This is a genomic window from Amycolatopsis sp. WGS_07 (genome assembly GCF_045278895.1).
GTDB lineage: Bacteria > Actinomycetota > Actinomycetes > Mycobacteriales > Pseudonocardiaceae > Amycolatopsis.
In genome coordinates, this window is the sequence record NZ_CP136053.1 from 4,282,751 (window position 1) to 4,307,518 (window position 24,768).

Genomic DNA, 24,768 nt, shown 5'->3' on the forward strand with positions numbered 1-24,768 from the left:
GTGTGGGTGCACGGTCGGGTTGGGTGCGTTGGCTGCGGTTTGCTGACCTGGTCAGTTCGTGGTGGAGCGGAGGTGCAGGGAGGTCGTGCCCCGGCCAGTCGGGCCGTGGTGGTGGGGGCGTAGCGCGGCTTCGGGTGGGGGTGGTTTGACGCCGGTGCAGCCTGGGTGCGAGAAGGCGTTGGTGGCGGGGGTGCTCGAGCGGGTGCCTCGGACGCCGACGCGGGCCAGTTCTTTGTCGGTGTATCGGGCGCATTCGTGGTGCCAGTTCACGATGCCGGTCATCATGTTCTTCAGGACTTCTGCGTATCCGGTGAGGGTGTCCTGGGTTTCCTTGTCCAGGCCGTAGTCGGCGAAGAGGCTGGGCAGTCCGACGTCTGCTGCGTGGCGGAATTCGGCCAGTCTTGCTTCGGCCAGGTCGGCGACGATGCGCAGTGCGCGGTCTTGGTCTACGTCGAGGAAGGAGCGGACGACTAGCACCGCGTTGTGGAGTTCGCCTTCGTATTCTATTTCCTTGCGATAGGAGAACAGGTCGTTGACCAGCCAGGCGTAGTCGGCGGCCGAATCCTCCAGTGCTTCGATTGTCCGGTTCCGCTGGATTTCCGGAGGCACGGTGCGGCTGGTGGCGAGTCGGCAGATGCTGGCCACCATGTCGGAGCCAGAAGGCGCGGCGGCGCATTTCGACGTAGTCGATGGGGTCCGGGATGCGGTTTTGGGCCTCGTTGGCCAGTTCCCACACCCAGGCACCGGTCATGGACTCGACGGTGCCGCGGAAGGTTTCGCGTTCGGGTGGGGTCATCGACGAGGTGGTGCGTTGCCACAGGTCGGCCAGGCCGGTTTCCAGTGCGGTCAGCGGGGGCGGCGGGAGTGAGCCGTCCGTGGGCATGAAGAGTTTGAGGCGTTCGGTGGTCAGTTTGGCCGCGGGCAGGTCTTGGCCGAAGACCTCGGGGTAGTAGTCGTCGGCGTAGGTGCCCCAGGTGAGCCAGTCGGTGGTGAGGGACAGTTGCTCCGGGGTCGCGTCGGGGCAGATGCCCGCGGCGGCCAGCGGTATGTCGGTCGCGCGCAGTCGGGTCGCGTCCCAGACTGGTTCGGACAGGATGCCGGTCAGTTGGGGCCAGCTTTCGATCTTCTCGCGCTCCGCGGCTAGGTGCGGGCTGAGTCGCAGCGGGAACGGCAGCGGTATGGCGGGCAGCGTGACCGGGCCGAGTTGTTCGAATGGCTGGTGGGAGAAGGCCCTCGCGCGTTGCGGGGCGGTGGTCGCGACGGAGCGGAAGATTCGGGCGGCGGAGGTGCCCAGACCGGTCGGTCCGCCTAGCAACTCTGGGCCGCCGCGTGAGTCCAGGGCGCCTTCGTTCATGTAGCGGCTCGAGCGCAGATGCCATTCGTGTCCGCCGGATTGCCAGTCTTGCAGGCCTTTGACGTACGCGAAGGTTTCGGCTCGTCCGACGGGTTCCACGCCGTGTTCGTCGAAGAGGGCGGGGACCTCGGTGACGGCGGTGTGTTCGAACTGGTGCAGCCTTGAGGTAAGCAGGTCGTTGACGGCGTCGGCGGCTTCTTGGGTGGTGCAGCCCAGGAATTTCTCGAAGACCAGGACGCTGTTGGAAAGTTCGCCCTCGTCCTCGACTTCGCGTTGGTAGGAGAACAAATCGTTGCGCAGGTGCACGGCGTCGGCGAAACAGTCGCGCAGGACTTCCATCGGGCGTTTCGCCGCGATTTCGTCCGGGACCTCGGCGTTCACGGAATGTTCGATCAAATTGGCCGACCAAGGGGCTCCGCCGACTTTCCGGCGCATCGCGACGTATTCGATCGGGTTCGCGATCCGGCCCTCGTTCATGTTGGCCAGTTCCCACAGGGACTCGTCGAGCAGGTTGCGCGTGCTTTCGCGGAATCGCCGCCGCCAGCCCGCCGAGCGGTGCGGCACGGTGCGGTTCCACAGGTCGGTCAGGCCGCGTTCGACCGGGTTTTCCGGGGTCTCGGTGATTTCGCCTTCGGCGGGCATGAAGAGACTGATCCGGTCGAGGTAGGCGCGCGCGTGTTCGATGTCGCCGGTGCGTTTGAACAGTTCGAGGAAATGGTCGTCGAAGTAGAAGACCCAGACGTACCAGTCGGTGACCAGGTCGAGTTCCCGAGGGGCGGCGTCGGGATGGGTGTAGGAGCACAGCAGCGCGTAGTCGTGGGAATCGAGGTCGTGCTCGTCCCAGATGACGGTGCCGTGCTGGGGCACGTCGATCATGTCCATCGAGTAGGCCCACGCCTTGCTGTGCTTCCGCGCGCCGTCCAGGTGCGGGTTCAGCCGGGCGGGATAGGACAGGTAGAACTCGGGCAGGACGAACGGCTGCACGCGTGCTCCCTCGCCTTCCGTGGGTGCCGACTCCCCGAGGCAAACAGACCGGGCCGGGGCCGCGGAAGGCCTGCGGCGGCACGCCACTCCCACGATCGCGGAGCATCGCTCATGCGGCCCACGAGCGGGGCTGTTTTGATGGGCGCTGAGTACTGCCGCGTCGCTCGATGGTGAAGATCGAGACGACGACCGTGACCGACGAGGAGCCGAAGATGAGCGACGAACCCCGGGTGTCCCGCAACGACAGCGAGAACCGTTACGAGGTGTATGCGGACGGCAAACTCGCCGGCTTCGCCGAATTCACCCCGAAGGACACCGAAACCGTCTTCACGCACACGGAGATCGGCGACGAGTTCGGCGGCCGTGGCCTCGGCAAGGTGCTGGCGAAGGCCGCGCTGGACGACGTCGTGGCGCGCGGCAGTGTGATCGTTCCGGTGTGCCCGTTCATCGCCGGATACCTGCGCAAGAACGAGGGCTACGCCGAGCACGTCCGGTGGCCCGGACAGCACTGACGCAGGTCAGCGGCGCCGTTCGGGGTATTCCAGGTGACCCGAACGGCCCAGCCGTGTCCGATTGGTCCGCATTTTTTGGTTATTAACCAACCTTCGTCGGTTTCGCGTTGGTTGCCGGGCAACAAAAGTGTGGGGCGTCCCACCGGTCGGTTTCAGCCCACCTGGAGGAAGATTCATGACTTCCCGGAAGACGCTCGTCGCGGGATTCACCGCACTGTCGGCCGCGGCGTTGACCGCGGGCATGTGCGTGAACGCCGCCTCGGCAAGCCCGATGGCGTTCGCCCAGATGCAGGCGCAGGCGATCACCCAGGCGACGCAGGTCGCCGACACGCTCGGCGCCGGAAACGGCGGCATCTACCTCGAACGCGGCAAAGCGGTGCTGAACGTCACCGACGCCGCGGCGCAGGAGAAGGCCGAGGCCGCGGGCTTCGCGACCAAGCTCGTCAAGCACAGCTTCACCGCCCTCACCGGGGCGAAGAACCAGATGGACTCGGTGAAGAACGTCCCGCAGACCTCGTGGGGCATCGACACCAAGACCAACCAGGTCGTCGTGAAGATCTACGACTCGGCCTCGCAGGCCACCAAGGACAAGGTCGCCGCGGCCGCGGCGAAGCTGGGCGACGCGGCGCGCGTCGAGCACCGCTCGGGCAAGCTGTCCACCTACATCGCGGACGGCGACTCGATCAACAACGGCCAGTTCACCTGCTCGCTCGGCTTCAACGTGACCAAGGGCGGCCAGCCGTTCATGCTGACCGCGGGCCACTGCACGAACGAGGGCGGCACCTGGTCCGGCGGCGACGTCTCCGGAGCCGAGGTCGTGGAGAGCGACTGCCCCGGAGCCGACTCCGGCCTGCTGACCCGCCCGAACGGCACCGGCGAGGGCGCGATCAACAACGGCCAGAAGATCACCAGCGCCGCGGCCCCGACCGTCGGCGAGAAGATCGAGAAGATGGGCCAGACGACCGGCGGCGGCAGCGGCGAGGTCACCTCGGTCGACGAGTCGGTGAACTTCGACGTCGGCGTGCTGAACCACGAATTCGGCACCACCGCGCACACCGACCACGGCGACTCCGGCGGCCCCGCGTACGACGGTGAGAAGGGCCTGGGCACCCTCTCCGGCGGCGACACCCAGACCAGCTACTTCTACCCGCTGACCCTGGAATTGCAGGCCTACGGCCTCGAACTCGCCTGAAGTTCTTCCCGCTGCACCGGCCCGCCGTCCCGTTTCGGGGCGGCGGGTCTTTCTTGGCCGCTGCGGGCGGTTTCTGTCGTACCCCTCGCCTAGAGTCGTCCCCATGAAGCCGAATCCGGCACGGAGTCTGTGGACGGCGTTCGAACCCCTGCACGCGGTGGTCTACTTCGCCCCCGAACCCGCCGCGGCGGCGAAGGAGGTGGGTCTGCGCGGCTGGTGGATGGGCTATTTCGCGGGCCGGGCAGCACCTCTCGGCCCCATCGGCCCCGAACCCGTCACGTCGATGTTCTTCGGGTTCGCGCCGCGGATGGTGGCCCGGGCACTGCCCGACGCCTGGGCGTTCGCGTCGGCGGAAGACGTCCTGCGCACCCGGGTGGAAGCGACCGAAGCGGCGTTGACGCGGTTGCTCGGGCCGCTTGACTCCGATGCCGTCAACGAGCTGGCCACCTTGCTGGAACAAGCGGTCGCCGGATGCCGCTTCGACGGCCGTCCGCTCGCGGCGGCGTGGTCCGCGGTGAAGAGTCCGGATCGTCCGCTGGCCCGCCTGTGGCTGGCCACTGCGGTGCTGCGCGAACACCGAGGTGACGGCCACGTCCTAGCCGCTGTCGCCGCCGGGCTGACCGGCCTGGAAGCCAGCCTCACCCACATCGCGTCCGGTGCCACCACCCGCGAGCAGGTCCAGCGCGCCCGCGGCTGGACCGACGAAGAATGGTCCGCCGCAACGAAACGCCTCACCGATCGAGGCCTCATCGACGAAGACGGGCTCACCCCGGCAGGCACCGAAGTCCGCCGCACCATCGAAGAAACCACCGACCGCCTGGCCGCCGACCCCTTCGAGGCCCTCGGCCCAGCCGGAATAGACCGGGTACTCGACCTAGCCGCCCCGCTCAGCCGCAAGATCATCGACAACGGCGGTCTCCCCATCCCCAACCCCATGGGCGCGATCCGCCCCTGACCGCGGTGTCGATTCTCCGGCTCCCCATCCGACGCACTGGTGACAGTCACCGGAAAGGAGTCCTGCACATGCTGCTCAACGGCAAAAACGCAGTCGTCTACGGCGCTGGCGGAGGAATCGGCGGCGCGTTCGCCCGAGCGTTCGCCGAGGAAGGCGCCCGAGTCTTCCTGGCCGGACGCACCCGGGACAAGCTGGAACGCGTAGCCACCGACATCCGCGCCGCTGGTGGAACCGCTGACGTGGCCGTGGTAGACGCACTCGACGAGAAGTCTGTCGACGCGCACGCCGACGCCGTAGTCGAAGCCGCGGGCAGCCTCGACATCTCGGTGAACGTGATCACCCACGGCGACGTCCAGGGAACGCCCATGATCGAGATGTCCCTGGCCGACTACGAACAGCCAGTGATCACCGGCGTCCGCACGAACTTCCTCACCATGCGTGCGGCCGGACGGCACATGAAACGCCAAGGCGGCGGCGTAGTCCTCCTCTTCGGCGGCGACGGCGACCCGGTGCGCAACCACGCGGTCGGCGGCCTCCAAGTGGGATTCGCCGCTCTCGAAGCCATGCGCCGGCAACTCGCCGCGGAACTCGGCCAGTACGGCGTGCGCACCGTGACGCTGAGGACCGGCGGCGTCCCGGAGACGATCCCCGCCGATTTCCCTGGCGCGGAAGCACTTGCGGCGGAACTGGCGGAGCCGACAATGCTCGGCCGCACCGCGACCCTGGCCGACGTCGGCGCGGTCGCGGCGTTCGTCGCGTCCGACCGGGCCCGCACGATGACCGCCGCGACGGTGAACGTCAGCTGCGGGGCCCTGGTCGACTAGGTCGTTTCGACGCCAGCGATCGCTGACCACGATGATCGTGGCAGTAGCGCCGAAACTGCCGGAGATCAACCCTTGGCGCGGGCGGAAATCTGCTGCACCGCCCAGCTGTTGCCGTCGGGGTCGGAGAAGTGGACGAACCCGATGTTGTCCAGGTCTTCGAGCGCGCCGGTGCCCGGATCCGGGCCGTAGAGCTGCAGCTCGCCGACCTCGACGCCGCGCTCCACCAGCTCCTCGCGGGCTTTGCGCACATCGGCGACGACTAGTTGCAGCCCCTTGAGCGACCCCGGCGGCATGTCCGGCACCACGCCCTTGCCCAGGACGATCGAACAGCCCGAGCCCGGCGGGGTCAGCTGCACCAGGCGCTGTCCGGGGCCGGGGCTGACGTCGTGGTCGAGGTGGAAGCCGACCTGGTCGGCGTAGAACGCTTTCGCCCGGTCCACGTCGGACACCGGCACGACGACGACCTCGAGAGTCCAGTCCATGCGACGAGTTCTAGCGAGGGCCCCGCCAGCGGTCAAGCGCTCGCCAGCTCGACCCGGTTGCGGCCGGCCTGCTTGGCCCGGTACAGCGCGGCGTCGGCGGCCACCAGCACGTCGTCGACGCTGGCGAGATGCTCGGCCGGGTACATCGCGCAGCCGATCGAGACGGTCAGGTCGCTGATCACCGAATCCTGGTCCGGCAGCGCGACGACCACCTGCGGGATCCGCCGCCGGATGCGGTCGGCGATGTGGCCGAGATGCTCGGCGCTCGGGATGTCCGGCAGCGCGATCGCGAACTCCTCGCCGCCCCAGCGGCCGCAGACGTCCTGCTCGCGCACCTCGTCGCGCAGCGACAACGCGATCTCGCGCAGCACCAGGTCGCCGGTGGGATGGCCGTAGGTGTCGTTGATCGCCTTGAAGTGGTCGAGGTCGAGCAGCAGCACGCCGACGCTGTCCTGGTTCGCCCGCGCGCGTTCGAGATAGCGCTCGGCGACCGTGCGCCACCAGCGTTTGGTGGCCAGCCCGGTGGTGACATCGGTGCGCGCGTCGCGCTGGAACTGGGTGAGCAGCAGCCCGCGGTGCAGCGCGACGAGCGCGATCACGACGCCGGCCAGGATCAGCGGGTTGGCCAGCAGGAGGAGCGCCGCGGTGACCAGCCCGAGCCCGATCGCGCCCGCTTCGAGCAGCTGGTCGCCGAACCCGGAGAACAGGTCGGCGAACGACCGCGGCTGGCTCGACAGCGCGATCGCGATCATGACGAGCGCGGTGTTGATCGCCCAGCGCAGCCCGGCGGCCAGCACGAAGACGACGAGGTCGAGCAGCCCCGGCCCGAAGCCGCCGGCGAGGACCCCGGGGTACTCGTGCATGCCGAGCGCGAGCACGGCGACCGCGGCTTGCGTGCCGCAGAGGACGGACGCGCAGGAGAAAATCCAGCGGTGCGGCAGGACCGGCCGTTCGCGCGGCCAGATCCGCCACCAGGCGACGGCGTAGGTGAGCACGACCATCGCGGACGCGAGAATCGCCGGCAACGCGACTACGGCGGCGATGCTCCACACCGCTTTGGTGTCGACGTACGCGACGGTGGGCGCGCGGCTGTACTCGCGCTGCCGCTCGATGTGCCGCGTCGCCTCGATCGCCAGCGCCGCACACACGGCGAGAACTCCGAAGCGGATCAGGTCGATTTGCCTTACGGGGGCGAGCCACGCGGTGGCGATCGTGGTGCCTACTGCCACGACATTCACCAGCAGCACGTACATGCGGACGTGCGAGGGCAGCCGCCATAGGCGCCAGCCTGTGAACCACCCGGCAACTCGTCCGCGCACTCTTCACCTCACCCGATTGGCTTCTACGGTAAACGACGAGGCGCGTTGTGTGCTGCCTGTCGTCCGGACTCTGGGAACCGCCGGGGCGATTTCGCCCGGACAGCCCAGCGCCAGGCGGCCGGCGAGGGGAGGTGGCCACTGTGAGTAGTGGCCAGCTGCTCCGAATCCGGGCCGGACCAGGGGATCCGCGAGGGTCCCTTTTGGTCCTCGATGGCCACTTTCGGTGACCGGCCTACCGGCGATGACGTGCGAAAACCGCCGAAGGCGCGACTCTGAAACGGAGGTGACGACCGTGCGCGACAACAACTGGACCGCTCTTCGGTGACCTCGGTCTCCTTCGCGGTCTCGACTCGAGGTCGAGACTTCGGTCTTCGCAGATGAGAGGAGGTGCCCACAGTGCGGGACAACAACTGGTGAACGGCGCCGGGCCGGGAATCCGGGATGCGGAAAGAAACGGAAAGGAGACGTCGCGGTGCGTGACAACAACTGGACTCGCTGAATTCGCCGGATCGCTGATCGCTGATTGCCGATCAGGAAGGGAGGCCGTGATGCGCGACAACAACTGGACCCGCTGAACCCCGTTGCCCGTCCGCTGCTTGGCGAGGAAGGAGACCGCTGTGCGCGACAACAACTGGGCTCGCTGAGCCTCACCGACCACTGCCCGCTGATGCGCGAAAGGAGCTGCCCGCGATGCGTGACAACAACTGGATTCGTTGAGTCCCGCCGACCATCGCCCGCTGATTCGAGAAGGGAGCTGTCCGCGATGCGTGACAACAACTGGGCCCGCTGAACGCCCCCGACCGTCGACCGCCGAGCCATGAAGGGAGTCACGGCTGTGCGTGACAACAACTGGACCCGCTGAGCCCCGCTGACCACCGCCCGCTGATTCGAGAAAGGAGCCGCCGCCATGCGCGACAACAACTGGACCCGCTGAAACCTGTCGGCCATCGACCGCTCGTCAGGAAGGAGCCGCAGCGATGCGTGACAACAACTGGGCCCGCTGAGCCTCACCGATCGCCACCCGCCGAGCAGCGAAGGGAGTCACCGCCGTGCGCGACAACAACTGGACTCGCTGAGCCTCACCGACCACCGCCCGCCGAGCCACGAAGGGAGCCGCTGCCATGCGCGACAACAACTGGACCCGCTGACTTCCGTCCATCAGTCCGCCCCACGAGGAGGTGAGAGGGCATGCGTGACAACAACTGGACGTGACCCGAACCGGTCCCGCGGATTACGGCGCGGGAGGTGGAGTGGCCCCGTCGAGGGGAGTTCGGCGGGGCCGCACCGCGCGGGCCGCCCGGGTCCACGCGATCCCGGCCGCTCCGGCGCACGCGGCTCCGGCGACGGCGGCGATCGCGACCACCGTCGTCGGCGCGAAGGCCAGTGCCAGCGCGCCCGCGGCGGCGATCGTCAGGCCCTGCGCCGCCCGTAGCGCCGCGATCGCCACTCCGATCACCTGGCCGCGCTGTTCCGGCGGCGCGGCGAGGCTGTACTGCACCTGGGTGATCAGGTCGTGCGCGGAGAACATTCCGGAGACCGTCCAGAGCGCCACGACCACCGGCAGCGCGGGCGTCCAGCCGGTCGGCAGCAGCACGAGACTGCTCGCCACCGCGAGCGGGCCCAGCCACCGCACCTGCCGCGCCCGTGGCAACCGGCTGATCAGCAGCGCGCCGAGCAGCGTCCCGACCGGGTTCGCCACCAGGAGCCAGCCGAGCACGCCGGTGCCGCCGAGTTGTGCGGCCACCGGCACGGCCAGCCCTTCCGGCACGACGTAGAACCCGCAGCAGCACGCGATCGCCAGCAGCGACCGCAGTTTCCGGTCCCGTGCGACCAGACGGCAACCGGCCTTCAGCGACGTCCATTGCGGCGCGTGCTCGGTCACCTTCGTGACCGGATACAGCCGCAAACCCCAGCGCAGCGCGGCCGCTGACACGGCGAAAGTCACCGCGTCCGCCCACAACGCACCCGAAACCCCGAGCCACGCGACCACCGCGGCACCCGCGCCGAAGCCGATCACCAGCGCGGCCTGGTACGTCGAGGAGAGGATCGCTTGGCCGGTCGCCAGTTTCTCCTCGCCGAGCAGGTCCGGCAGAACCGCTTGCCGCGCGGCCTGAAACGGCCCGGCCGCGAGTTGCACGACCACGAGCAAACCCGCCGCGAGCGGCCAGGGCATGCCGGGAATCGCCATCGCCGCGACCAGCAGTGCGCGCACGACATCCGCGACCACGAGCACGGTCCGGCGCGGGAACCGGTCGGCGAGCCCGCCGAGCGCGCCGCCGAGGAGGTCTGGCAGATAGGTGAGCGCGTACGTCCCGGCGGCCCAGCCCGCGGACGCCGTTCGGTTGAACACCAACACTGTCAGCGCGACCCGTGCCAGTTGATCACCTGCCACCGACAAAACGTGCGCGAGCCAGAGCGCACGAAATTCGCCGACCCGGAACACGCTCCGGAAAGACGGCGCCGTCGTGGTCATGCGCTCACCCTGTCCTGACTCGGCCACCCGGAGCAACCCCGGCCGACCTCGGGTGGGTCGCGAACTCCGCTTCGGCCGTCCGTGGAAAACTGGGTGATCGCCGTCCGTGGATGATGTCGCACCGAAGGGTTTTCCGTTGACCGAGGAGAGCCGGCAGGTCGCCGGTCGCTATCAGCTCGTCGAACTGATCGGCAGCGGCGCGATGGGGATGGTCTGGCGCGGGGAGGACAAGATCCTCGGCCGCGTCGTCGCGGTCAAGGAACTCCTCATGCCCGTGAACCAGGGCGAGGACAAGGTCGAAGAGGCCCGCAACCGCGCCATGCGCGAGGCCCGCATCGCCGCCCGGCTGCAGCATCCGAACGCCATCTCGGTGTTCAACGTGGTCGAGCACGAGGACCGGCCGTGGCTGATCATGGAGTACCTGCCCTCGCGCAGCCTCGCGGTGAAACTGCGCGAGGACGGCCCGCTGACCGTCGACGAGGCGATCCCGTTCGCGGTGCAGCTCGCCGGCGTGCTCGCGGCCGCGCACCGGGCGGGCATCGTGCACCGCGACGTCAAACCGGGCAACGTCCTGCTCGGCGACGACGGGACCACGGTCAAGGTGACCGATTTCGGCATTTCCCGCGCGGTCGGCGACGTCACGCTCACCGCGACCGGCGAAATCTCCGGCACGCCAGCGTTCCTCGCGCCGGAGGTCGCCCGCGGCGAAGAAGCCACGTTCGCTTCCGACGTCTTCGCGCTCGGCGCGACGCTGTACATGGCGGTGGAGGGCGATCCGCCCTTCGGCACCGCGGACAACGCGATCGCCTTGCTCTACCGGGTTTCCAGCGGTTCGATCAACCCGCCGAAACAGGCCGGGAAGCTGGAGCCGCTGCTGCTGAAGCTGCTCGAACTCAAGCCGGAGGACCGGCCGTCGATGGCCGAGGTCGTCGAGGAACTGCGCAAGCTCGACGGCGGCGTCACCCCGGTCGCGACCGTTCCGGAACCGCCGACGCTGCCGGACGCCAAGCCGCCGGTCGTGCCCGCGACGGTCGCGGTCCCGGCGTCTGGCTCCGGTTCCGGCGGGGCTGCCGCGGGTGCCGGCGCGCCGCCCGCGGGCGCGGACCGAAGACGTCGCGGGATGATTTTCGCTGGCGCGGGCGCGCTGCTCGTGGTGCTCGCCGTGATCGTCACTGTCGTGCTCACCCGCAACCACGGGGAGCAGGACCCGTCCGCGAACCCGCCTCCCGCGAGTTCGGCGGCTTCCAGCGCTCCTGGCACTTCGTCCGCGTCGCAGCCGTCGCCGTCGACGCAGCCGTCTTCCCCGCCGTCCAGCACGCCTTCGTCGAGCACCGCTCCGCCCAGTTCCGCGGCGAACTCGCCGGAGGCGATGGCGGCCGCGCTGCGCACGTACTTCTCGTACCTCCCGAGCAATCTGGAGAGCAGCTGGGCGATGCTCAGCGACGGGTTCCGCAGTTCGCGCAACCAGAGTTTCGACCGGTACAAGTCGTGGTGGAGCGGGTTCAGTTCGGTGGTCGCGAGCGACGTCCAGGTCACCGGACCGAACACGCTCAGCGCGAAGATCACCTATCACCGCACCAACGGCACCGTGACGAGCCAGACCCACCGATACACGATGTCGCAGCGCAACGGCGCCTGGCAGATCGACGTGGAGAGCTAGCTCCCGAGCAGCAGCGCGATCGCGGCGGCGGTGTCCGGGACGGCGTGGTCCCGGTCCGGCCCGATCCGCACGGTGCGCAATCCGGCGGACCGTCCGGTCTCGACGTCCGCGCCGACCAGCCAGCCGCCGTCGAGGGTGGTTTCGCAGCGTTCGGCGGCGAGTTCGAGCAGCTTCGGGTCCGATGTGGACAGTCCGTCCGGCCCGGCGAGCGCCCAGCCGTCGACGAGCCCGGCGATCCCGGTGCACAGCAGCGTCGACAGCTGCGGTTCGCCCTCGCCGACGACGCCGATCCGCCAGCCCGCCGCACGCAGCCGGGGCAATCCGGCCAGCACACCGGGCGCGGCCGGGACGAGCGCGGGATGGCGTTCGCGGTAGGCGTCCTCGAGGTCGGGTTCGGATTCGCGCAGGTCGAAGCGTTCGCGGAGGCTCTTGAAGAACGTGGCCCGGTCGGCGCGCCCGCGATCGTCGGCGGCGACGAGCCAGGCGGCGTCCGCCTCGGCGAGCCGGTGTTCCGCGCAGAACTCCCACACCCAGCGGCGGAATCCCTCCGCGCGATCGACGAGCGTGGTGTCGAGGTCGAACAGGACGAGCCGCACGGGGAGACATTAGCGCGTCCCGGCCGGGCTCCGGGAGGTCTTTCTACTCCGTTCGAGTGAACGGATCCCGGTTTTTGTCGGGGTTCGATGCGAACATATGTTCGTGACGAGCGAAGGACCGATCCTCCACGCCGACCTCGACGCGTTCTACGCCTCGGTCGAGCAGCGCGACGATCCCCGGCTGCGCGGCAGGCCGGTGATCGTGGGCGGTGGCGTGGTGCTGGCCGCGAGCTACGAGGCCAAGGCGCTGGGCGTGCGCACCGCGATGGGCGGGGCGCAGGCGAGGAGGTTGTGCCCGCATGCCGTGGTGGTGCCGCCGCGGATGGGGGTCTACAGCGCGGCGAGCAAAGCGGTGTTCGAGGTGTTCCGGCGGACGACGCCGGCGGTGGAAGGAGTGTCGATCGACGAAGCTTTCTTGGACGTCGGAGGACTGCGGCGGATAGCCGGGCGTCCGTCGGAGATCGCGGTGCGCTTGCGCGCGGAGGTGCTGGCGCAGGTCGGGCTCCCGATCACGGTGGGGGTGGCGCGCACGAAGTTCCTCGCGAAGGTGGCCAGCGGCGTCGCGAAACCGGACGGCCTGCTGGTGGTGCCGCCCGAGCGGGAGCTGGAATTCCTGCACCCGCTGCCGGTGGAGCGGTTGTGGGGAGTGGGGAAGGTGACGTCGGCGAAGCTGCGGGAGCGAGGCGTCCGCACCGTGCGCCAGGTCGCCGAGTTGCCGGAGGCCGCCCTGATCTCCATGCTGGGCCCGGGTTCCGGACGGCACCTGCACGCCTTGGCCCACGGCCGCGACCCACGCGCGGTCCAGCCCGGCAAACGCCGCCGCTCCATCGGCTCGCAACGCGCACTGGGTCGCCGCTCGCGCTCCCCGGCCGAACTGGACGAAATCGTGGTGTCCATTGTGGACCGTCTGGCGAGGCGGCTGCGTGGCGCGTCGAGGGTGTGCCGCACGGTGGTGCTGCGCATGCGCTTCGCGGACTTCACCCGCGCGACGAGGTCGCACACGCTCGCCGACAGCACCGACCACACGGAGACGTTGCTGTGCGCTGCCCGCGGTCTGCTGTCCGCGGCGCAACCGCTGGTGTACGACCGGGGTTTGACGTTGCTGGGCCTGTCGTTCGCGAATCTCGACAGCCATGGCGCGGTGCAGTTGGCGCTGCCGCTGGATCAGCCTTCTCGCCCGGCGATGTCAGCGGAGGCAACGGCGCTGGACTCGGCAGTGGACGCACTACGAAACCGCTTCGGCGCGGCGGCGCTGACGCGGGCGGCGTTGTTGGGTCATGAGGCGGGGGTGGAGATGCCGATGCTGCCGGATTAAGGGGGCGCTGGCGTGAGCGGTGTTGGTGAGGCGGGAGCGGAGGTGTCGGTGTTGCTGGATTGAGAGGGGTGCTGTGGTGGCTGGGTTGCCGGGTTGATCTGCGGTGGCTGGCTTGATCGGACGCGTGGTGGCGCTGTCGGTGAGCCGTGCGTTGGGGTGGAGATGTCGGTGTTGCCGGACTGAGAGGGGTGCTGTGGTGGGTGGTGAGGCGGGAGCGGAGGTGCCCATGTTGCTGGGCTGACGGCGGTGTGGTGCTGGCGTTGGCGAGTCTCGGGACGGGTGGTGTTCACGGCGCGGGATTGATGGGGTGGTGCTGAGCTGAGCGGGCTCGGCCTGGTGGAGCACCGGTCGGATGGACCGCGACATCATTCGAGCGCCGGTTTGGTCGGCCGCGATCTCGTTCGACGGCTTCATCTCCGGACCCGGACCCGGCGGGAGGTCTGGGCTGGCTCGCGCCATGCCCCCGGTCCGGGCAGGCCCTTCTACGGTGAGCTACCGCGGCTGTGCGGCGTGGTACAGCGCCTGAGCCATCTTGCGCAGCGGACCGCGGCAGGTTTCCGGGTTGTTGTCCGGTTTCGCCGGGGTGTAGTGGACCTGGAACATCGCGTTGCGGTCGAGGACCACTAGTCCGCATTCGGGCGAGTGGACCTCGGGAAGCCAATGAGCTTTTTCCCCGAAGGAGAGGCCGACGGCGCTGTCGTCTTTGCTCAGGGAGGCAGCGCCGATGAACGTGGATTCGGCGGTTTGGTTTCCCGCATGGGCATCGGTCGTCCCGAACCAGGTTGCTTGGAGCCGGACGATCGGGCGCTGGTCGTTCAAGGGGGTGAAGCTGCAGAGGAGCGTGCCGTCCTTGGTTTCCTCTGGATGCCAGCTCCGGAGCACCTCGGATGCCTCCTGCGGCAGTTCCGGGCTGTGCGCGGCGAGATCGGCGCAGCTGGCGAAGTTGGTCTCGTGGTACTTGTCCGGCTTCGCTTCCGTGGTGTCGCTGAACGAGCCCGCGAGAAACGAGCCGGCGCCGATCAGCCAGATGACCAGGAGCGCGGTCGCCGCGGCGGCTACGCAGATTCCAGCCCACAGGGCGATCCGGTGTCCCGTCTTGGTCGTTCGCCGGGACGGCGGCATTGGTGCGGCCGGCGGGCGGCTTGGCTGCATGCTCAGCCTCCGGCCGAGTGGACGGCTTGCGGCCACTGGGAAGCGGGGAACGCCTTGTCGTTCATCCAGCTGTTCACGTCCCGGATCCGGCTGAGAGTCGCCATGAACCGGTTCGCGACATCAACGAGAATGCCGATGCCGTCGGTGACCAGTCCGCCGACGGCACCGGCGAGTTTGCTGATGGAGAAGGGGATGCCGACTACTGAAGCGGCGTCGATCGCGGCCGAGGCCATGGCTCCCAGGAAATTGCTGGCCAGCTTGGCGAGTTTCGTCATGTATTCGACGTTGGCCTTCGCGATTTCCATGAGCCACTTGCTGATGGCGTCGGCCTTCTCGCCCATCACGTTGATCGCGTTGACTTGTTCGGCGACCTTGCTGTCGTACACGGTCTTGGCAGCACCTTGCCAATTCGCGAGATCTTCGTTGTGATAGGAGGGGGCTTGCGAGGACCCGGGCGCGTTCTGCGAATAGACGCCGTTGAGCGGGCGTTGAATCCCGTCGGTCCACTTGAATGCTTGATATACCAGGGAAACGATGGGCATCTGGTGCCGCAGGGCGTACTCGACAAGCCGGTACAGCTTGTCCAGGTCTCCCTTGATGCTGTCCATTCCCGCCTTGATGGTGTCCGCGACCGGGCCGAGCAGGAAGATCCAGTCGTTGATGTGGTCGACGGCGGCATTGAACTTGTCGATGATCTGCTTGATCGCCGTGCTGACGGACGTGAAAGCTTCCTCGAGCGGTCGAATCAGTTCGTCCGGGTTGACGGGCATGGCATTCCTGTCCGGTAGGTCTACTTCTCGTATGCCTTGGTGAGGTCGATCTCAGCCACTTCCTCGGCCTCGTCATATTTTCGGGCGATTTTCTCGAGAGTCGCGGCGAGGTCGCGGAACTGCCCGATGCCCTGGTGGAGCGTTCCTTCCACCCAGGAGCCGAACTCCTTGTACGCGCTGCTTTCCGGGCCCGCGCTCACCGCGGAAAGCGCTAAGGTGACGGGATCTCCGGTGAAGAACGCGGAGGCGTCCAAATGTGTTTCCTGGACGGTCTTCGCGATTTCGCTCAGACTGTCCGCGCGGAGGTGCCACCACTTCGCTTCCGTGCGAATCGCTTCGGTGACGACCTGGTATCCGGCCATGCTGATCACCCGTCGATGGTGAAGTCGGTGAAGTAGTCGTCGTCGGGGGCGTCCGGATCGTTCGCGGGGCGACGCTGTGCGGCGGGCTCCTCGCCGGCCGCCGAACCGACGCCGGCGATCTCGAACAGGTCTGTTGCTTCGGTGGAAATCTGGTAGGACGAGAATCGTTGAAGCAGTTCCGTGTTTCCGGTTATGCCCACCGGCTGGCTGCCGCGGGAGATCATGGTCAGGCTTCTTCGCGGACTGGTGAACCGGCGCTCTGGTTCTTCGTGGGCCGGCGCGTCGGCCTGGCGGATCTCAGTGATCTTCGCGTTGATTTCTTCGAGTTCCTGCTTGGCGTGGTCCAGGACTTCGTCGAGGCTCAGCGTGCTCCAGTCTGACCTGCTCGGCTCGGCCGGTGGCCGCTGTTCCGCGGGCCGGGGACGTCGAGCTTCCAGGAGCGCGGTTCGCTGCAGGGCGGCAAGATAGGTTCCGAAGAGCGCGGCAGCGAACTGGCCGGGATGGATGCGCTGCTCCCACTGGGGGTCGACGTGGGCGTGCGTCAAGTGTGCGTCGCGGTCGACGGTGAGTTTTATCGAACCGCTCGAATCCTCGGCGTGATACGAGTCCGCGGGAGTCAATTCAACGCCGTTGTCGTGGGTAAGCTCGTAGATCCGCTGGCGGGCAGCTGCTTCGTCGGGAGTTTTCAGGCTGGCGAGTTCCAGTTTCGGGATGTCGGCTTCCATAGTTCCTCCGTGTGCGGCGAACCTGGTCCGATGCGCGGCTGACGGCTCTGGGCACGGCGATGCTGCCGGACGGCATCGCGGCTATGCGAGCGGACAGCGGGTCAGCTCCGGGCTTTCCTGACCGCCGATGCGGCACGTCTCGACCATGGCATACGCCTCCCCTGCGTAGCTTGGAGCCGAAACTATAGCACTCCGGAGTCAATAGGTCACCTGTTGTGATATTCGCAGGAGGATGAGCCGGATCGGCTGATCGCCGCAGAAAAACGGCCGGGCGGCAAGGGAATTCCCCTGCTGCCCGGCCGTACCCCGAGGTGAGATTCAGGCGCGCGCCTTCGAATGCGTCCGGCCGCGCAGGTCGAGTTCGATTTCCTCCAAAGTCCGGCCCTTGGTTTCCGGGACGAGCCACTTCGTGAGGACGAACAGGACCACGTTGATGCCCGCGAACAGGAACATCGAACCGCCGAGGCCGAGGGCGCCAGGGTCGGAGATGATGGGGAACACGGCGCTGATGATGCCGGTCGCGGCCCACAGCACGACGCTGCTCACGCCCATGCCCGCGGCGCGGACCTTCAGCGGGAACACCTCGGCCATCATGACCCACACGACCGCGCCCCAGCCTAGTTCGTAGCCGACCAGGTACAGCACCATCGCGACCAGCATCAGGATGCCCTTGGTCGTCGTGTCGTGGACTTCCAGCACGATGAAGCCCGCGGCGACCAGGGTGATCACCATCAGCACGTTGCCGATCAGCAGCAGCGGTTTGCGGCCCCACCGGTCCACCACGAACACCACCCACGCGGTGAACAGGAACTTGGTCACGCCCAGCAGCACGCCGGACAGCAGCGCCGCCTGCGTCGCGAAGCCGAGGCCGATCAGCATGGTCGGGAAGTAGGCGTTCACCGCGTTCACGCCGCTGAACTGCTGGCCCATCGCGAGCAGCAGGGCCACCACGAGCATCGGCCGGACAGTCGGGGTCAGCAGGTCGCGGAAGCGGGTTTTCGCGGATTCCGAGTCCAGCCGGATGACCTCGCGGATCGTGCCGATCTCGTCGTCGACGTTCACGCCGCCGCCGTGCGAGCTGAGCAGGACCGCGCGGGCCTGTTCCTCCTGGCCGTTCGCGACGAGCCAGCGCGGTGTTTCGGGCAGGAACACCAGGCCCGCCAACAGGATCACCGCGGGCACGATCGCGCCGGCGAACATCAGCCGCCAGTTGCCGGACGTGCCGAGGCCGTAGCTCACCAGGAACGCGATCAGGATGCCGAGCACGATGAAGATCTGGTTCAGCGCGCCCATCGCCCCGCGCAGCCGCGCGGGAGCCAGTTCCGACAGGTACGTCGGGACCGTTGACGACGACAGGCCGATGCCGACGCCGATCACCAGCCGGGAAATGATCAGCAGGGCGAACGTCGGCGAGAAGGTGGCCGCGAGCGTGCCGATGATGACCACGACCGCGGCCACCATGATCGTGCGGCGGCGGCCGAGTCTTTCGTTGAGCCGCGAGGAGAAGCTCGCGCCCACGATCGCGCCGACCGAAATGCTCGCGGTGATGACGCCCTTGTCCCATCCGGACAGGCCCCAGAGTTTCCCGATGAACGGGAGCACCCCGGAAATGACACCGAGGTCGTAACCGAACAGGATGCCGCCGAGGGCACCGAAGAAATACAGCGTCGTTCTGCCGATAGGCCGCCGCGCCGCGGCTGTCTGTGTCATTGCCGAGCCGTCTCTTTCCGGGATGGCCGGCCGGTCCTGGTCCGCTGACCGGGAGGCCAGCGCCGTCCGGGCCGGACGAATGGGGGTCGAGGGGACAAGGACTGCCGGACTGGTCCAGCACTGCGTCGCGGCCGGTTCCGCACCGCTCGCAACGCCTTTCCCCGTTGCGGGCCGCCCCGGCCGCGTCCGTTCGAACTTCGCCGTACACAGTCACACGCTGGTCACCGGCGGGCAAGACGCGGGCTGATAACTATTCAGTCACGTGACTAGCGTTCACATATGTGGACACGCTAGGCAGGCGTTTCCGCAGGCCAGCGGAGTGCGGACAGGAGTTTTCCCGAAGGCCGAACTGTGGGGAACCGGCTGTCGCGGACGTGCGTCGGACGGGTCGTCTGATCGCCGTGCCAGTCGGGGGTGGGGGAGATGCGCAGGGGAACGGGTTTCGAGGTCGCTCCGGCGGAGGTCGCGACCGCGGCCGGACGGGCGCGGCAGGCCGCGAGCGCGGTCAAGGCGGCGGGTCTTCCCGGTGCGCTGGCCGGGGTTGGGCTCCCTGGCGGAACGAGCGTGGCGGCGGCGGATCGGCTGTCGGACACCTGGGGGCGCGCTGTTCCGAAGTGGGCGGCGGACACCGAGGCGTACGCGGAGAACCTCGACCAGGCCGTAGCGGGTTACCGCGACTCCGACCAGAACGCGACCAACAAGATCGCGACGGCGGGCCGATGATCACCTGGGGAGACGTCCGGCGCTGGAACCCCGCTGACCTCGCCTCGGCGGTCGACGCGCTCGGAGCGAGCGGCACCCGCCTCACCGGGGCGAACGACGACGCCGACGCGATGACGAAGTTCGGCTCCTGGCAGGGCGATGCGGCGGACGCGGCGACTGCCAAAGGCACTGCGTTGGCGACGGAATTGCGGCAGCTGACCACCGACGTATCGGCGGTCCGGCGCGGGGTGCACGACGCGCAGCTGGCGGTCGAGCGGATCAGTTCGGCGGTGCGCGAGGTCGACGATTTCGCCGCCCGCAACGGATTGCGGATCGACGACGGCGGCACGGTCACCGGCGAACCCGAGCGGCAGGCCGAGGTTACTGACCGGGTCGGCCGAATTCTCCGTGCCGCCACCGAAATCGATGCGGACCTCACCGTCGTGCTCGATCGCGCGGCGAAGGGCGAAAGCGGCGGGTCCGGGGTCGTCGCGCTCGCGATGGCGACCACTAGCCAGCCGAAGCCGAACGGCACTCCGGCGGAGAACCGGGCGTGGTGGGACAGTCTGTCCGATTCCGCGCAGTCCTCGATCCTGCGCGACAACCCGGATCTGGTCCGCAACCTCGACGGTATCCCGGTTGTCGATCGCGACGCGGCGAATCGTGTTGTGCTGCAACAGGAAATCGACGAGCGGAAGGGCGACGACGCACAGCTGCGCGGCCTCACCGCGATCCGCGACCGGCTCGCGGCCACCGGCGAGGGAAAGCCGCCTGCCTTCCTGATGTCGCTCGACGTCAGCGGCGACGGCACCGCGGTGGTCGCCGCCGGAAACCCGGACACCGCGGCGAATGTCGCGACCTATGTGCCCGGCACCGGCAGCGAGCTGGCCAAGATCGGCGGCGATCTCGGCCGGTCGGACAAGATGTGGCAGTCGGCGACGATGGCGGGTTCGCCGTCGACGTCGGTGATCACCTGGGTCGGCTACGACGCGCCGGACGAACTCGTGAACGCCGCCAGCGAGAAATACGCCGACGGCGGCAAAGAGCAGCTGGCGAAATTCGAGGACGGCCTGCGCGCGTCGCACGAGGGTCAGCCGTCGCACAACACAGTGCTCGGTCACAGCTACGGCACCACAGCGGTCGGCCACGCGGCTCGCGACGGCGGGCTCAACGCGGATGACCTGATCTTCGCGGGCAGCCCGGGCGTCGGTGTCGACCACGCGAACCAGCTGCACCTCGACGGCGTCCCGCAGGACCAGGTCGCTCAGCACGTGCATTCGACGGTCGCGGAACACGATCTCATCAAGATCACCAATATCGGCGTCGGCGGCCACGATCCGCTCGGTCCGAGTCCGACCAGCGACGGCTTCGGCGGCCAGGTCTTCGAATCGGCTCCCGGCGACAAGGGCCCGTGGTACGAGGGCGGCCTGTCCGGGGCCGCGCACAGCCAATACTGGGAAGACGGCAACCCGTCGCTGCGCAGCTTCGGCCGGATCATCGCCGGATTGCCCGCGTGACCGCGCGTCGCGCGACGCCGCCCTTCCTCTCGTAGCCTGCTCCCCAGGAGGTGAAGCCATGAACCCCACGATCACCGAAACCGAGGCTCGCGACCGAGTCGAGGACTACGTGCGCGGCGCGTTCTCCGCGCTGCCCGCGCCGGCCGCCCGGGAACTGTTCTCCCGCAACCGTTCCGAATGCACCGACCCGACCGACCACGGTCCGGCGGGGCGGTTCGAGATCTCCGCGACCTACGAGGTGACCGGGCTCGAGCCGGACACGTTCCAGGCGCAGTTCGACGCCGTCGTGAAGTGGTGGCAGGGGCACGGCTTCACCGTGCTGACCGATCGGCGGCCCACCGACCAGTACGTCTTCGTGCGCAATGAGCGCGACGGGTTCGACATGTCCTTGCAGGCCAACGAACTCGGCAAGCTCTACCTGGGCGCGACCTCGCCGTGCGTCTGGCCGGAGGGCACTCCCGAAGCGGAGCCCGAAGCCGAGGAAGCCGCGGAGGTTGCGGAGCCCGAACGGCCCCGGCCGCGCCGCGCGCCGGTGGACGACGAGGACTTCGGCCAGACGTCCTGGTCCGACGGAGGCACCGCGTTCTGAGCCGCCGCGAGTAGAGTGGACTCGCAGGTCCATTCGGGAGGCAGGCGATGACGCTCACGCGCAAGGGCGAGGCCACGCGGCAGCGGATCGTGGAGGGCGCGGCCGACGTGATCCGCGATCGCGGGGTGCTCGCGACGACGCTCGACGACGTCCGCGCGCGGACCGGCACCAGCAAGAGCCAGCTGTTCCACTATTTCCCGGACGGCAAGGAAGAACTGCTGCTGGCCGTCGCGCGCTGGGAGGCGGACCGGGTGCTGGAGGTGCAGCAGCCGTCGCTCGGCACGCTGCGCACCTGGGACGACTTCCGGACCTGGCAGAAGGTGGTGCTCGGGCACTACACCGAGCAGGGCAGGCACTGTCCGCTGAACGTGGTGATGTCGCAGATCGGCCGCAATACGCCGGGTGCGCAGGCGGTGGTGACGCAGCTGATGCAGCGGTGGCTGTGCGAGCTGACCGCGGGGATCGAAAACCTGCGCGCGGCGGGGGAGACCCGGCCTGGGCTGGACCCGCGGCAGGCGGCGTCGGCGCTGCTGGCCGGGGTGCAAGGCGGGGTGCTGATGCTGCTGACCACCGGCGAGCCGCAGCACCTCGAAGCCGCGCTCGAGGTCGGTATCGCCGGATTGCGCGCGGCCTAGCCAAAATCCGTGAAGGACTCCTTGAGGGAATCAGATTCCCGCAAGGAGTCCTTCACGGACCGTCGGGGTGGTTCAGGCGTTCTTGATCGCGGAGATCTCGAACTCCAGGGTGATCTTGTCCGAAACCAGCACGCCGCCGGTCTCGAGCGCGGCGTTGAAGGTGACGCCGTAGTCGCTGCGGTTGATCGAGGTGGAGCCCTCGAAGCCGACGCGGTCGTTGCCGAACGGGTCCTTCGCGGCGCCGCCGAACTCGAACGGGATGGTGACCGACTTGGTGATGCCCTTGACGGTCAGGTCGCCGGTCACGTCGAAGGTGTCCTCGCCGGTCTGCGCGATCCCGGTGGAGGCGAAGGTGATGGTCGGGAACTCGTCGACCGACAGGAAGTCGTTGTTGCGCAGGTGGCCGTCGCGGTCCGCGTTGCGGGTGTCGACGCTCTTGGTCTGGATGGTGACGTTCGCGCTGGACTTGGCGGGGTCCTCGCCGTCGATCGCGAAGGAGCCTTCGAACTCGTTGAAGGAGCCGCGGACCTTGGTGACCATGGCGTGGCGGGCGACGAAGCCGATGCGGCTGTGCGAACCGTCGATCGTGTAGGTGCCGGTCAGGTGGGCGTAGGTGGTCGCGCTGGTCATGTGTTCCGTTCCTTCGGGTCCTTGGTTGAGTGTTCAACTAGCACTGTAGACCACAATAACTGATTGCGCGAGCAAGTGTCGGATATACTCCCCCTCTGTGGTGAACAGAACCCCTCTGACCAGCGAAGAAGAAGCCGTGTGGCGTCCGCTGGCGCGCATCGTCACAGTCCTGCCGCGGGCCCTTGAGGACCAGTTCGCGCACGACAACGGGGTCTCGCTCACGGATTACACCGTGCTGGTGTCGCTGTCGGAAGCGCCCGAAGGGCGGCTTCGGCTCACCGATCTGGCGCAGGACACGGCGCTGTCGCTGAGCCGGATCAGCCGGGTCGTGGAGGACCTGGTGCGCCGCGGCCTGGTGCGGAAGGTGAAGTGCCCGCAGGACCGCCGGGCCGCGCACGCGACGCTCACCGACGTTGGCAAGGCGAAGCTCGCCGCCGCGTACCCCGGGCACCTCGACCGCGTGCGGACGTTCCTGTTCGACCACCTCTCGCCCGAGGAGGTCCGCGCCGCGGGCCCGATCCTCGCCCGGCTTGCCGCCGCGCTGGAGCCGCCGGACTGTTCGGCCTGCCCGGACGACTGACCCGCCTCCCGACGAAAGGCTTCCGATGCCCGACCAGGGTGAGTTCAAGCGTGACACGAACTACATCTCCGACCGCATCACCGCCGACGGCCGCGACGGCTGGCCGGTGGAGCCGGGCCGGTACCGCCTGGTGATCGCGCGCGCGTGCCCGTGGGCGAACCGCGCGTCGATCGTGCGCCGGCTGCTGGGTCTCGAAGAGGTGCTGTCGATGGGCCTGTGCGGCCCGACGCACGACGAGCGCAGCTGGACCTTCGACCTCGACCCCGGCGGCCGCGACCCGGTGCTCGGCATCGAACGGCTGCAGGAGGCTTTTTCGCGCGGTACCCGGACTATCCGCGCGGGATCACCGTTCCGTCCATTGTGGATGTCCCCAGTGGACAGGTGGTGACCAACGACTTCAAGCAGATCACCGTGGACCTGTCGCTGGAATGGGGCGCCTACCACCGGGACGGCGCGCCTGAGCTGTACCCGGAACGGCTGCGCGACGAGATCGAGGACGTCGCGGAGAAGGTGTTCCGGGACGTGAACAACGGGGTGTACAAGGCGGGTTTCGCCACTTCGCAGGCGGCTTACGAGGAGGCGTACCGAGCGCTGTTCGACCGGCTGGATTGGCTTTCCGCGCGCTTGGCGGGCCAGCGGTATCTGGTGGGGGACACGATCACCGAGGCGGACGTGCGGCTGTTCACGACGCTGGTCCGGTTCGACGCGGTGTACCACGGGCATTTCAAGTGCAACCGGGAGAAGCTCGCGGAGATGCCGGTGCTGTGGGCGTATGCGCGGGATCTGTTCCAGACGCCCGGGTTCGGGGACACGATCGATTTCGGGCAGATCAAGGAGCATTACTACGTGGTGCACCGGAATGTGAACCCGACCGGGATCGTGCCGGTGGGGCCGGAGGCGGCGGGATGGTTGACGCCGCATGGGCGGGAGGAGCTGGGCGGGAGGCCGTTCGGGGACGGGACGCCGCCTGGGTTGCCGCCGGCGGGGGAGCGGGTGCCTGCGCTCTCGTGAGCGGCTAGGCCCCGGCGTCCAGGAGAATCCGCAGCAGCTCGTCCGGTGCGTCGCGCATCAGGTCGTGCTTGCTCTCCAGTGCGTGGACAGTCCACTGTGGATCGTTGAGCAGCCGCCGGTAAGTCGGCTCGAACGGGGATCCGCCGTCCCAGATCCGGGCGTACACGTAGTCCCGGCGGAAGCGGCTCTGGTCCGAGCCCAGCCGGATGGACTGCAGCAGCGTCGCCAGCGGATGTGCGGACGCGCGCGGGTCGAAGAACGGCAGGGGCGGCACGGCGTACCCGGTCTCGCTGACGCTCAGGTACCACTCGCGTTGCCGGTCGTCGGTGAGGGTCCAGCAGGAGTCGCCGTCTTCCGGGACGAAGGCGTCGAGGTACACCAGTGCGTCGACCAGTTCGGGCACTCGGTCGGCGGCGCCGGTGATGACCATCCCGCCGTAGCTGTGGCCGACCAGCACAGCGTGCTCAACCTGTTCGGCTTGCAGCGCGCGCACGACGTCCTCGATGTGGGTGTCGAGATTGACCCCGGAGTGCAGGAGGTGCTGGCGTTCGCTGAGGCCGGTGAGCGTCAGCGGGAGTACGCGGTGGCCGCGGTCGCGTAGCTGGCCGGTGAGCCGGTCGAAGCACCAGCCGCCGTGGCAGGCGCCCGGGACGAGGACGTAGGTGGTCATGGACGTAACGCTAGGAGCGGCGAAGCGAGAAGTCTAAGAGCTGGTTGTT

At 68.3% G+C, this 24,768-nt stretch carries 22 protein-coding genes and 2 pseudogenes; 12 read left to right on the plus strand and 12 right to left on the minus strand.

Going from position 1 to position 24,768, the window contains the following annotated elements; translation table 11 throughout:
* Nucleotides 1-51: 51 nt before the first annotated feature.
* Nucleotides 52-2,338, minus strand: a pseudogene (locus RPX00_RS20490) (germacradienol/geosmin synthase).
* Nucleotides 2,339-2,550: 212 nt separating this feature from the next.
* Between RPX00_RS20490 and RPX00_RS20495 the strand changes: the two are divergent.
* From RPX00_RS20495 to RPX00_RS20510, 4 genes are all read left to right on the plus strand, one after another.
* Nucleotides 2,551-2,850, plus strand: a complete 300-nt coding sequence (locus RPX00_RS20495; RefSeq protein WP_406641507.1) for a GNAT family N-acetyltransferase — start codon at nt 2,551-2,553, stop codon at nt 2,848-2,850.
* Nucleotides 2,851-3,025: 175 nt separating this feature from the next.
* Nucleotides 3,026-4,042, plus strand: coding sequence for a S1 family peptidase (locus RPX00_RS20500; RefSeq protein ID WP_406641509.1), 1,017 nt, complete (start codon nt 3,026-3,028; stop codon nt 4,040-4,042).
* A gap of 103 nt (nt 4,043-4,145) precedes the next feature.
* Nucleotides 4,146-4,997, plus strand: a complete 852-nt coding sequence (locus RPX00_RS20505; RefSeq protein ID WP_406641511.1) for an SCO6745 family protein — start codon at nt 4,146-4,148, stop codon at nt 4,995-4,997.
* Nucleotides 4,998-5,065: 68 nt separating this feature from the next.
* Entirely contained in the window at nt 5,066-5,821 is a 756-nt protein-coding gene (locus tag RPX00_RS20510; protein WP_406641514.1) for an SDR family NAD(P)-dependent oxidoreductase, read from the plus strand.
* Between the two features lie 65 nt (nt 5,822-5,886).
* Here the strand turns inward: RPX00_RS20510 and RPX00_RS20515 are convergent, their stop codons facing one another.
* The 3 genes from RPX00_RS20515 to RPX00_RS20525 all read right to left on the minus strand — a co-directional run bounded on the left by RPX00_RS20515 (nt 5,887) and on the right by RPX00_RS20525 (nt 10,095).
* Nucleotides 5,887-6,303, minus strand: a complete 417-nt coding sequence (locus RPX00_RS20515; RefSeq protein WP_406641516.1) for a VOC family protein — start codon at nt 6,301-6,303, stop codon at nt 5,887-5,889.
* A gap of 32 nt (nt 6,304-6,335) precedes the next feature.
* A complete protein-coding gene (locus RPX00_RS20520) occupies nt 6,336-7,622 on the minus strand; it encodes a diguanylate cyclase (protein WP_406641518.1) in 1,287 nt (428 codons plus the stop codon).
* 1,231 nt (nt 7,623-8,853) lie between these two features.
* On the minus strand, nt 8,854-10,095 hold the full coding sequence (locus tag RPX00_RS20525) for an MFS transporter (protein ID WP_406641521.1): 1,242 nt from the start codon (nt 10,093-10,095) through the stop codon (nt 8,854-8,856).
* 136 nt (nt 10,096-10,231) lie between these two features.
* On the opposite strand from RPX00_RS20525, the gene RPX00_RS20530 reads away from it, so the two are divergent.
* Entirely contained in the window at nt 10,232-11,755 is a 1,524-nt protein-coding gene (locus RPX00_RS20530; RefSeq protein WP_406641523.1) for a serine/threonine-protein kinase, read from the plus strand.
* Here the strand turns inward: RPX00_RS20530 and RPX00_RS20535 are convergent.
* Nucleotides 11,752-12,351, minus strand: a complete 600-nt coding sequence (locus RPX00_RS20535; RefSeq protein ID WP_406641525.1) for an HAD family hydrolase — start codon at nt 12,349-12,351, stop codon at nt 11,752-11,754. The genes RPX00_RS20530 and RPX00_RS20535 overlap by 4 nt on opposite strands.
* A gap of 97 nt (nt 12,352-12,448) precedes the next feature.
* On the opposite strand from RPX00_RS20535, the gene dinB reads away from it, so the two are divergent.
* Entirely contained in the window at nt 12,449-13,666 is a 1,218-nt protein-coding gene (dinB, locus tag RPX00_RS20540) for a DNA polymerase IV (RefSeq protein ID WP_406641527.1), read from the plus strand.
* A 492-nt stretch (nt 13,667-14,158) separates the two neighbouring features.
* Here the strand turns inward: dinB and RPX00_RS20545 are convergent, their stop codons facing one another.
* The 5 genes from RPX00_RS20545 to RPX00_RS20565 all read right to left on the minus strand — a co-directional run bounded on the left by RPX00_RS20545 (nt 14,159) and on the right by RPX00_RS20565 (nt 18,385).
* A complete protein-coding gene (locus RPX00_RS20545) occupies nt 14,159-14,818 on the minus strand; it encodes a hypothetical protein (protein WP_406641529.1) in 660 nt (219 codons plus the stop codon).
* Nucleotides 14,819-14,820: 2 nt separating this feature from the next.
* Nucleotides 14,821-15,588: a hypothetical protein gene (locus RPX00_RS20550; protein ID WP_406641530.1), complete on the minus strand. Its 768-nt coding sequence runs from the start codon at nt 15,586-15,588 to the stop codon at nt 14,821-14,823.
* Nucleotides 15,589-15,608: 20 nt separating this feature from the next.
* Nucleotides 15,609-15,959 (minus strand): hypothetical protein, encoded by a 351-nt coding sequence (locus tag RPX00_RS20555; RefSeq protein WP_406641531.1) that lies wholly within the window; start codon nt 15,957-15,959, stop codon nt 15,609-15,611.
* A complete protein-coding gene (locus RPX00_RS20560) occupies nt 15,956-16,675 on the minus strand; it encodes a hypothetical protein (protein ID WP_406641533.1) in 720 nt (239 codons plus the stop codon). The genes RPX00_RS20555 and RPX00_RS20560 overlap by 4 nt, the downstream gene beginning before the upstream one ends.
* A 318-nt stretch (nt 16,676-16,993) precedes the next feature.
* Entirely contained in the window at nt 16,994-18,385 is a 1,392-nt protein-coding gene (locus RPX00_RS20565; protein WP_406641535.1) for a sugar porter family MFS transporter, read from the minus strand.
* Nucleotides 18,386-18,808: 423 nt separating this feature from the next.
* On the opposite strand from RPX00_RS20565, the gene RPX00_RS20570 reads away from it, so the two are divergent.
* Genes RPX00_RS20570 through RPX00_RS20585 form a run of 4 tightly spaced genes read left to right on the plus strand, consistent with a single transcriptional unit; the run spans nt 18,809 to nt 21,828 of the window.
* The gene (locus tag RPX00_RS20570; protein WP_406641537.1) at nt 18,809-19,108 is read left to right on the plus strand and encodes a hypothetical protein; all 300 of its coding nucleotides are present in this window, start codon (nt 18,809-18,811) and stop codon (nt 19,106-19,108) included.
* The gene (locus RPX00_RS20575) at nt 19,105-20,604 is read left to right on the plus strand and encodes an alpha/beta hydrolase (RefSeq protein ID WP_406641539.1); all 1,500 of its coding nucleotides are present in this window, start codon (nt 19,105-19,107) and stop codon (nt 20,602-20,604) included. Before RPX00_RS20570 ends, RPX00_RS20575 begins: the two co-directional genes overlap by 4 nt.
* A gap of 58 nt (nt 20,605-20,662) precedes the next feature.
* On the plus strand, nt 20,663-21,193 hold the full coding sequence (locus tag RPX00_RS20580; protein WP_406641541.1) for a hypothetical protein: 531 nt from the start codon (nt 20,663-20,665) through the stop codon (nt 21,191-21,193).
* Nucleotides 21,194-21,240: 47 nt separating this feature from the next.
* Nucleotides 21,241-21,828: a TetR/AcrR family transcriptional regulator gene (locus RPX00_RS20585; protein WP_406641542.1), complete on the plus strand. Its 588-nt coding sequence runs from the start codon at nt 21,241-21,243 to the stop codon at nt 21,826-21,828.
* Nucleotides 21,829-21,900: 72 nt separating this feature from the next.
* Here the strand turns inward: RPX00_RS20585 and RPX00_RS20590 are convergent, their stop codons facing one another.
* Entirely contained in the window at nt 21,901-22,458 is a 558-nt protein-coding gene (locus RPX00_RS20590) for a YceI family protein (RefSeq protein WP_406641543.1), read from the minus strand.
* A 100-nt stretch (nt 22,459-22,558) separates the two neighbouring features.
* Here RPX00_RS20590 and RPX00_RS20595 point away from each other — a divergent pair, with 100 nt between their 5' ends.
* Both RPX00_RS20595 and RPX00_RS20600 read left to right on the plus strand, forming a co-directional pair.
* Nucleotides 22,559-23,038, plus strand: coding sequence for a MarR family winged helix-turn-helix transcriptional regulator (locus tag RPX00_RS20595; RefSeq protein WP_406641545.1), 480 nt, complete (start codon nt 22,559-22,561; stop codon nt 23,036-23,038).
* Nucleotides 23,039-23,063: 25 nt separating this feature from the next.
* Nucleotides 23,064-24,049, plus strand: a pseudogene (locus RPX00_RS20600) (glutathione S-transferase family protein).
* Between the two features lie 4 nt (nt 24,050-24,053).
* Here the strand turns inward: RPX00_RS20600 and RPX00_RS20605 are convergent.
* The gene (locus tag RPX00_RS20605; protein ID WP_406641547.1) at nt 24,054-24,719 is read right to left on the minus strand and encodes an alpha/beta fold hydrolase; all 666 of its coding nucleotides are present in this window, start codon (nt 24,717-24,719) and stop codon (nt 24,054-24,056) included.
* Nucleotides 24,720-24,768 lie beyond the last annotated feature (49 nt).

What these genes read in the sequence shown, in the direction of transcription:
- RPX00_RS20495 (WP_406641507.1), top strand. Translation starts at nt 2,551, where the DNA reads ATGAGCGACGAACCCCGGGTGTCCCGCAACGACAGCGAGAACCGTTAC.
- RPX00_RS20500 (WP_406641509.1), top strand. Translation starts at nt 3,026, where the DNA reads ATGACTTCCCGGAAGACGCTCGTCGCGGGATTCACCGCACTGTCGGCC.
- RPX00_RS20505 (WP_406641511.1), top strand. Translation starts at nt 4,146, where the DNA reads ATGAAGCCGAATCCGGCACGGAGTCTGTGGACGGCGTTCGAACCCCTG.
- RPX00_RS20510 (WP_406641514.1), top strand. Translation starts at nt 5,066, where the DNA reads ATGCTGCTCAACGGCAAAAACGCAGTCGTCTACGGCGCTGGCGGAGGA.
- RPX00_RS20515 (WP_406641516.1), bottom strand. Translation starts at nt 6,303, where the DNA reads ATGGACTGGACTCTCGAGGTCGTCGTCGTGCCGGTGTCCGACGTGGAC.
- RPX00_RS20525 (WP_406641521.1), bottom strand. Translation starts at nt 10,095, where the DNA reads ATGACCACGACGGCGCCGTCTTTCCGGAGCGTGTTCCGGGTCGGCGAA.
- dinB (WP_406641527.1), top strand. Translation starts at nt 12,449, where the DNA reads ATGTTCGTGACGAGCGAAGGACCGATCCTCCACGCCGACCTCGACGCG.
- RPX00_RS20545 (WP_406641529.1), bottom strand. Translation starts at nt 14,818, where the DNA reads ATGCAGCCAAGCCGCCCGCCGGCCGCACCAATGCCGCCGTCCCGGCGA.
- RPX00_RS20550 (WP_406641530.1), bottom strand. Translation starts at nt 15,588, where the DNA reads ATGCCCGTCAACCCGGACGAACTGATTCGACCGCTCGAGGAAGCTTTC.
- RPX00_RS20560 (WP_406641533.1), bottom strand. Translation starts at nt 16,675, where the DNA reads ATGGAAGCCGACATCCCGAAACTGGAACTCGCCAGCCTGAAAACTCCC.
- RPX00_RS20565 (WP_406641535.1), bottom strand. Translation starts at nt 18,385, where the DNA reads ATGACACAGACAGCCGCGGCGCGGCGGCCTATCGGCAGAACGACGCTG.
- RPX00_RS20570 (WP_406641537.1), top strand. Translation starts at nt 18,809, where the DNA reads ATGCGCAGGGGAACGGGTTTCGAGGTCGCTCCGGCGGAGGTCGCGACC.
- RPX00_RS20575 (WP_406641539.1), top strand. Translation starts at nt 19,105, where the DNA reads ATGATCACCTGGGGAGACGTCCGGCGCTGGAACCCCGCTGACCTCGCC.
- RPX00_RS20580 (WP_406641541.1), top strand. Translation starts at nt 20,663, where the DNA reads ATGAACCCCACGATCACCGAAACCGAGGCTCGCGACCGAGTCGAGGAC.
- RPX00_RS20585 (WP_406641542.1), top strand. Translation starts at nt 21,241, where the DNA reads ATGACGCTCACGCGCAAGGGCGAGGCCACGCGGCAGCGGATCGTGGAG.
- RPX00_RS20590 (WP_406641543.1), bottom strand. Translation starts at nt 22,458, where the DNA reads ATGACCAGCGCGACCACCTACGCCCACCTGACCGGCACCTACACGATC.
- RPX00_RS20605 (WP_406641547.1), bottom strand. Translation starts at nt 24,719, where the DNA reads ATGACCACCTACGTCCTCGTCCCGGGCGCCTGCCACGGCGGCTGGTGC.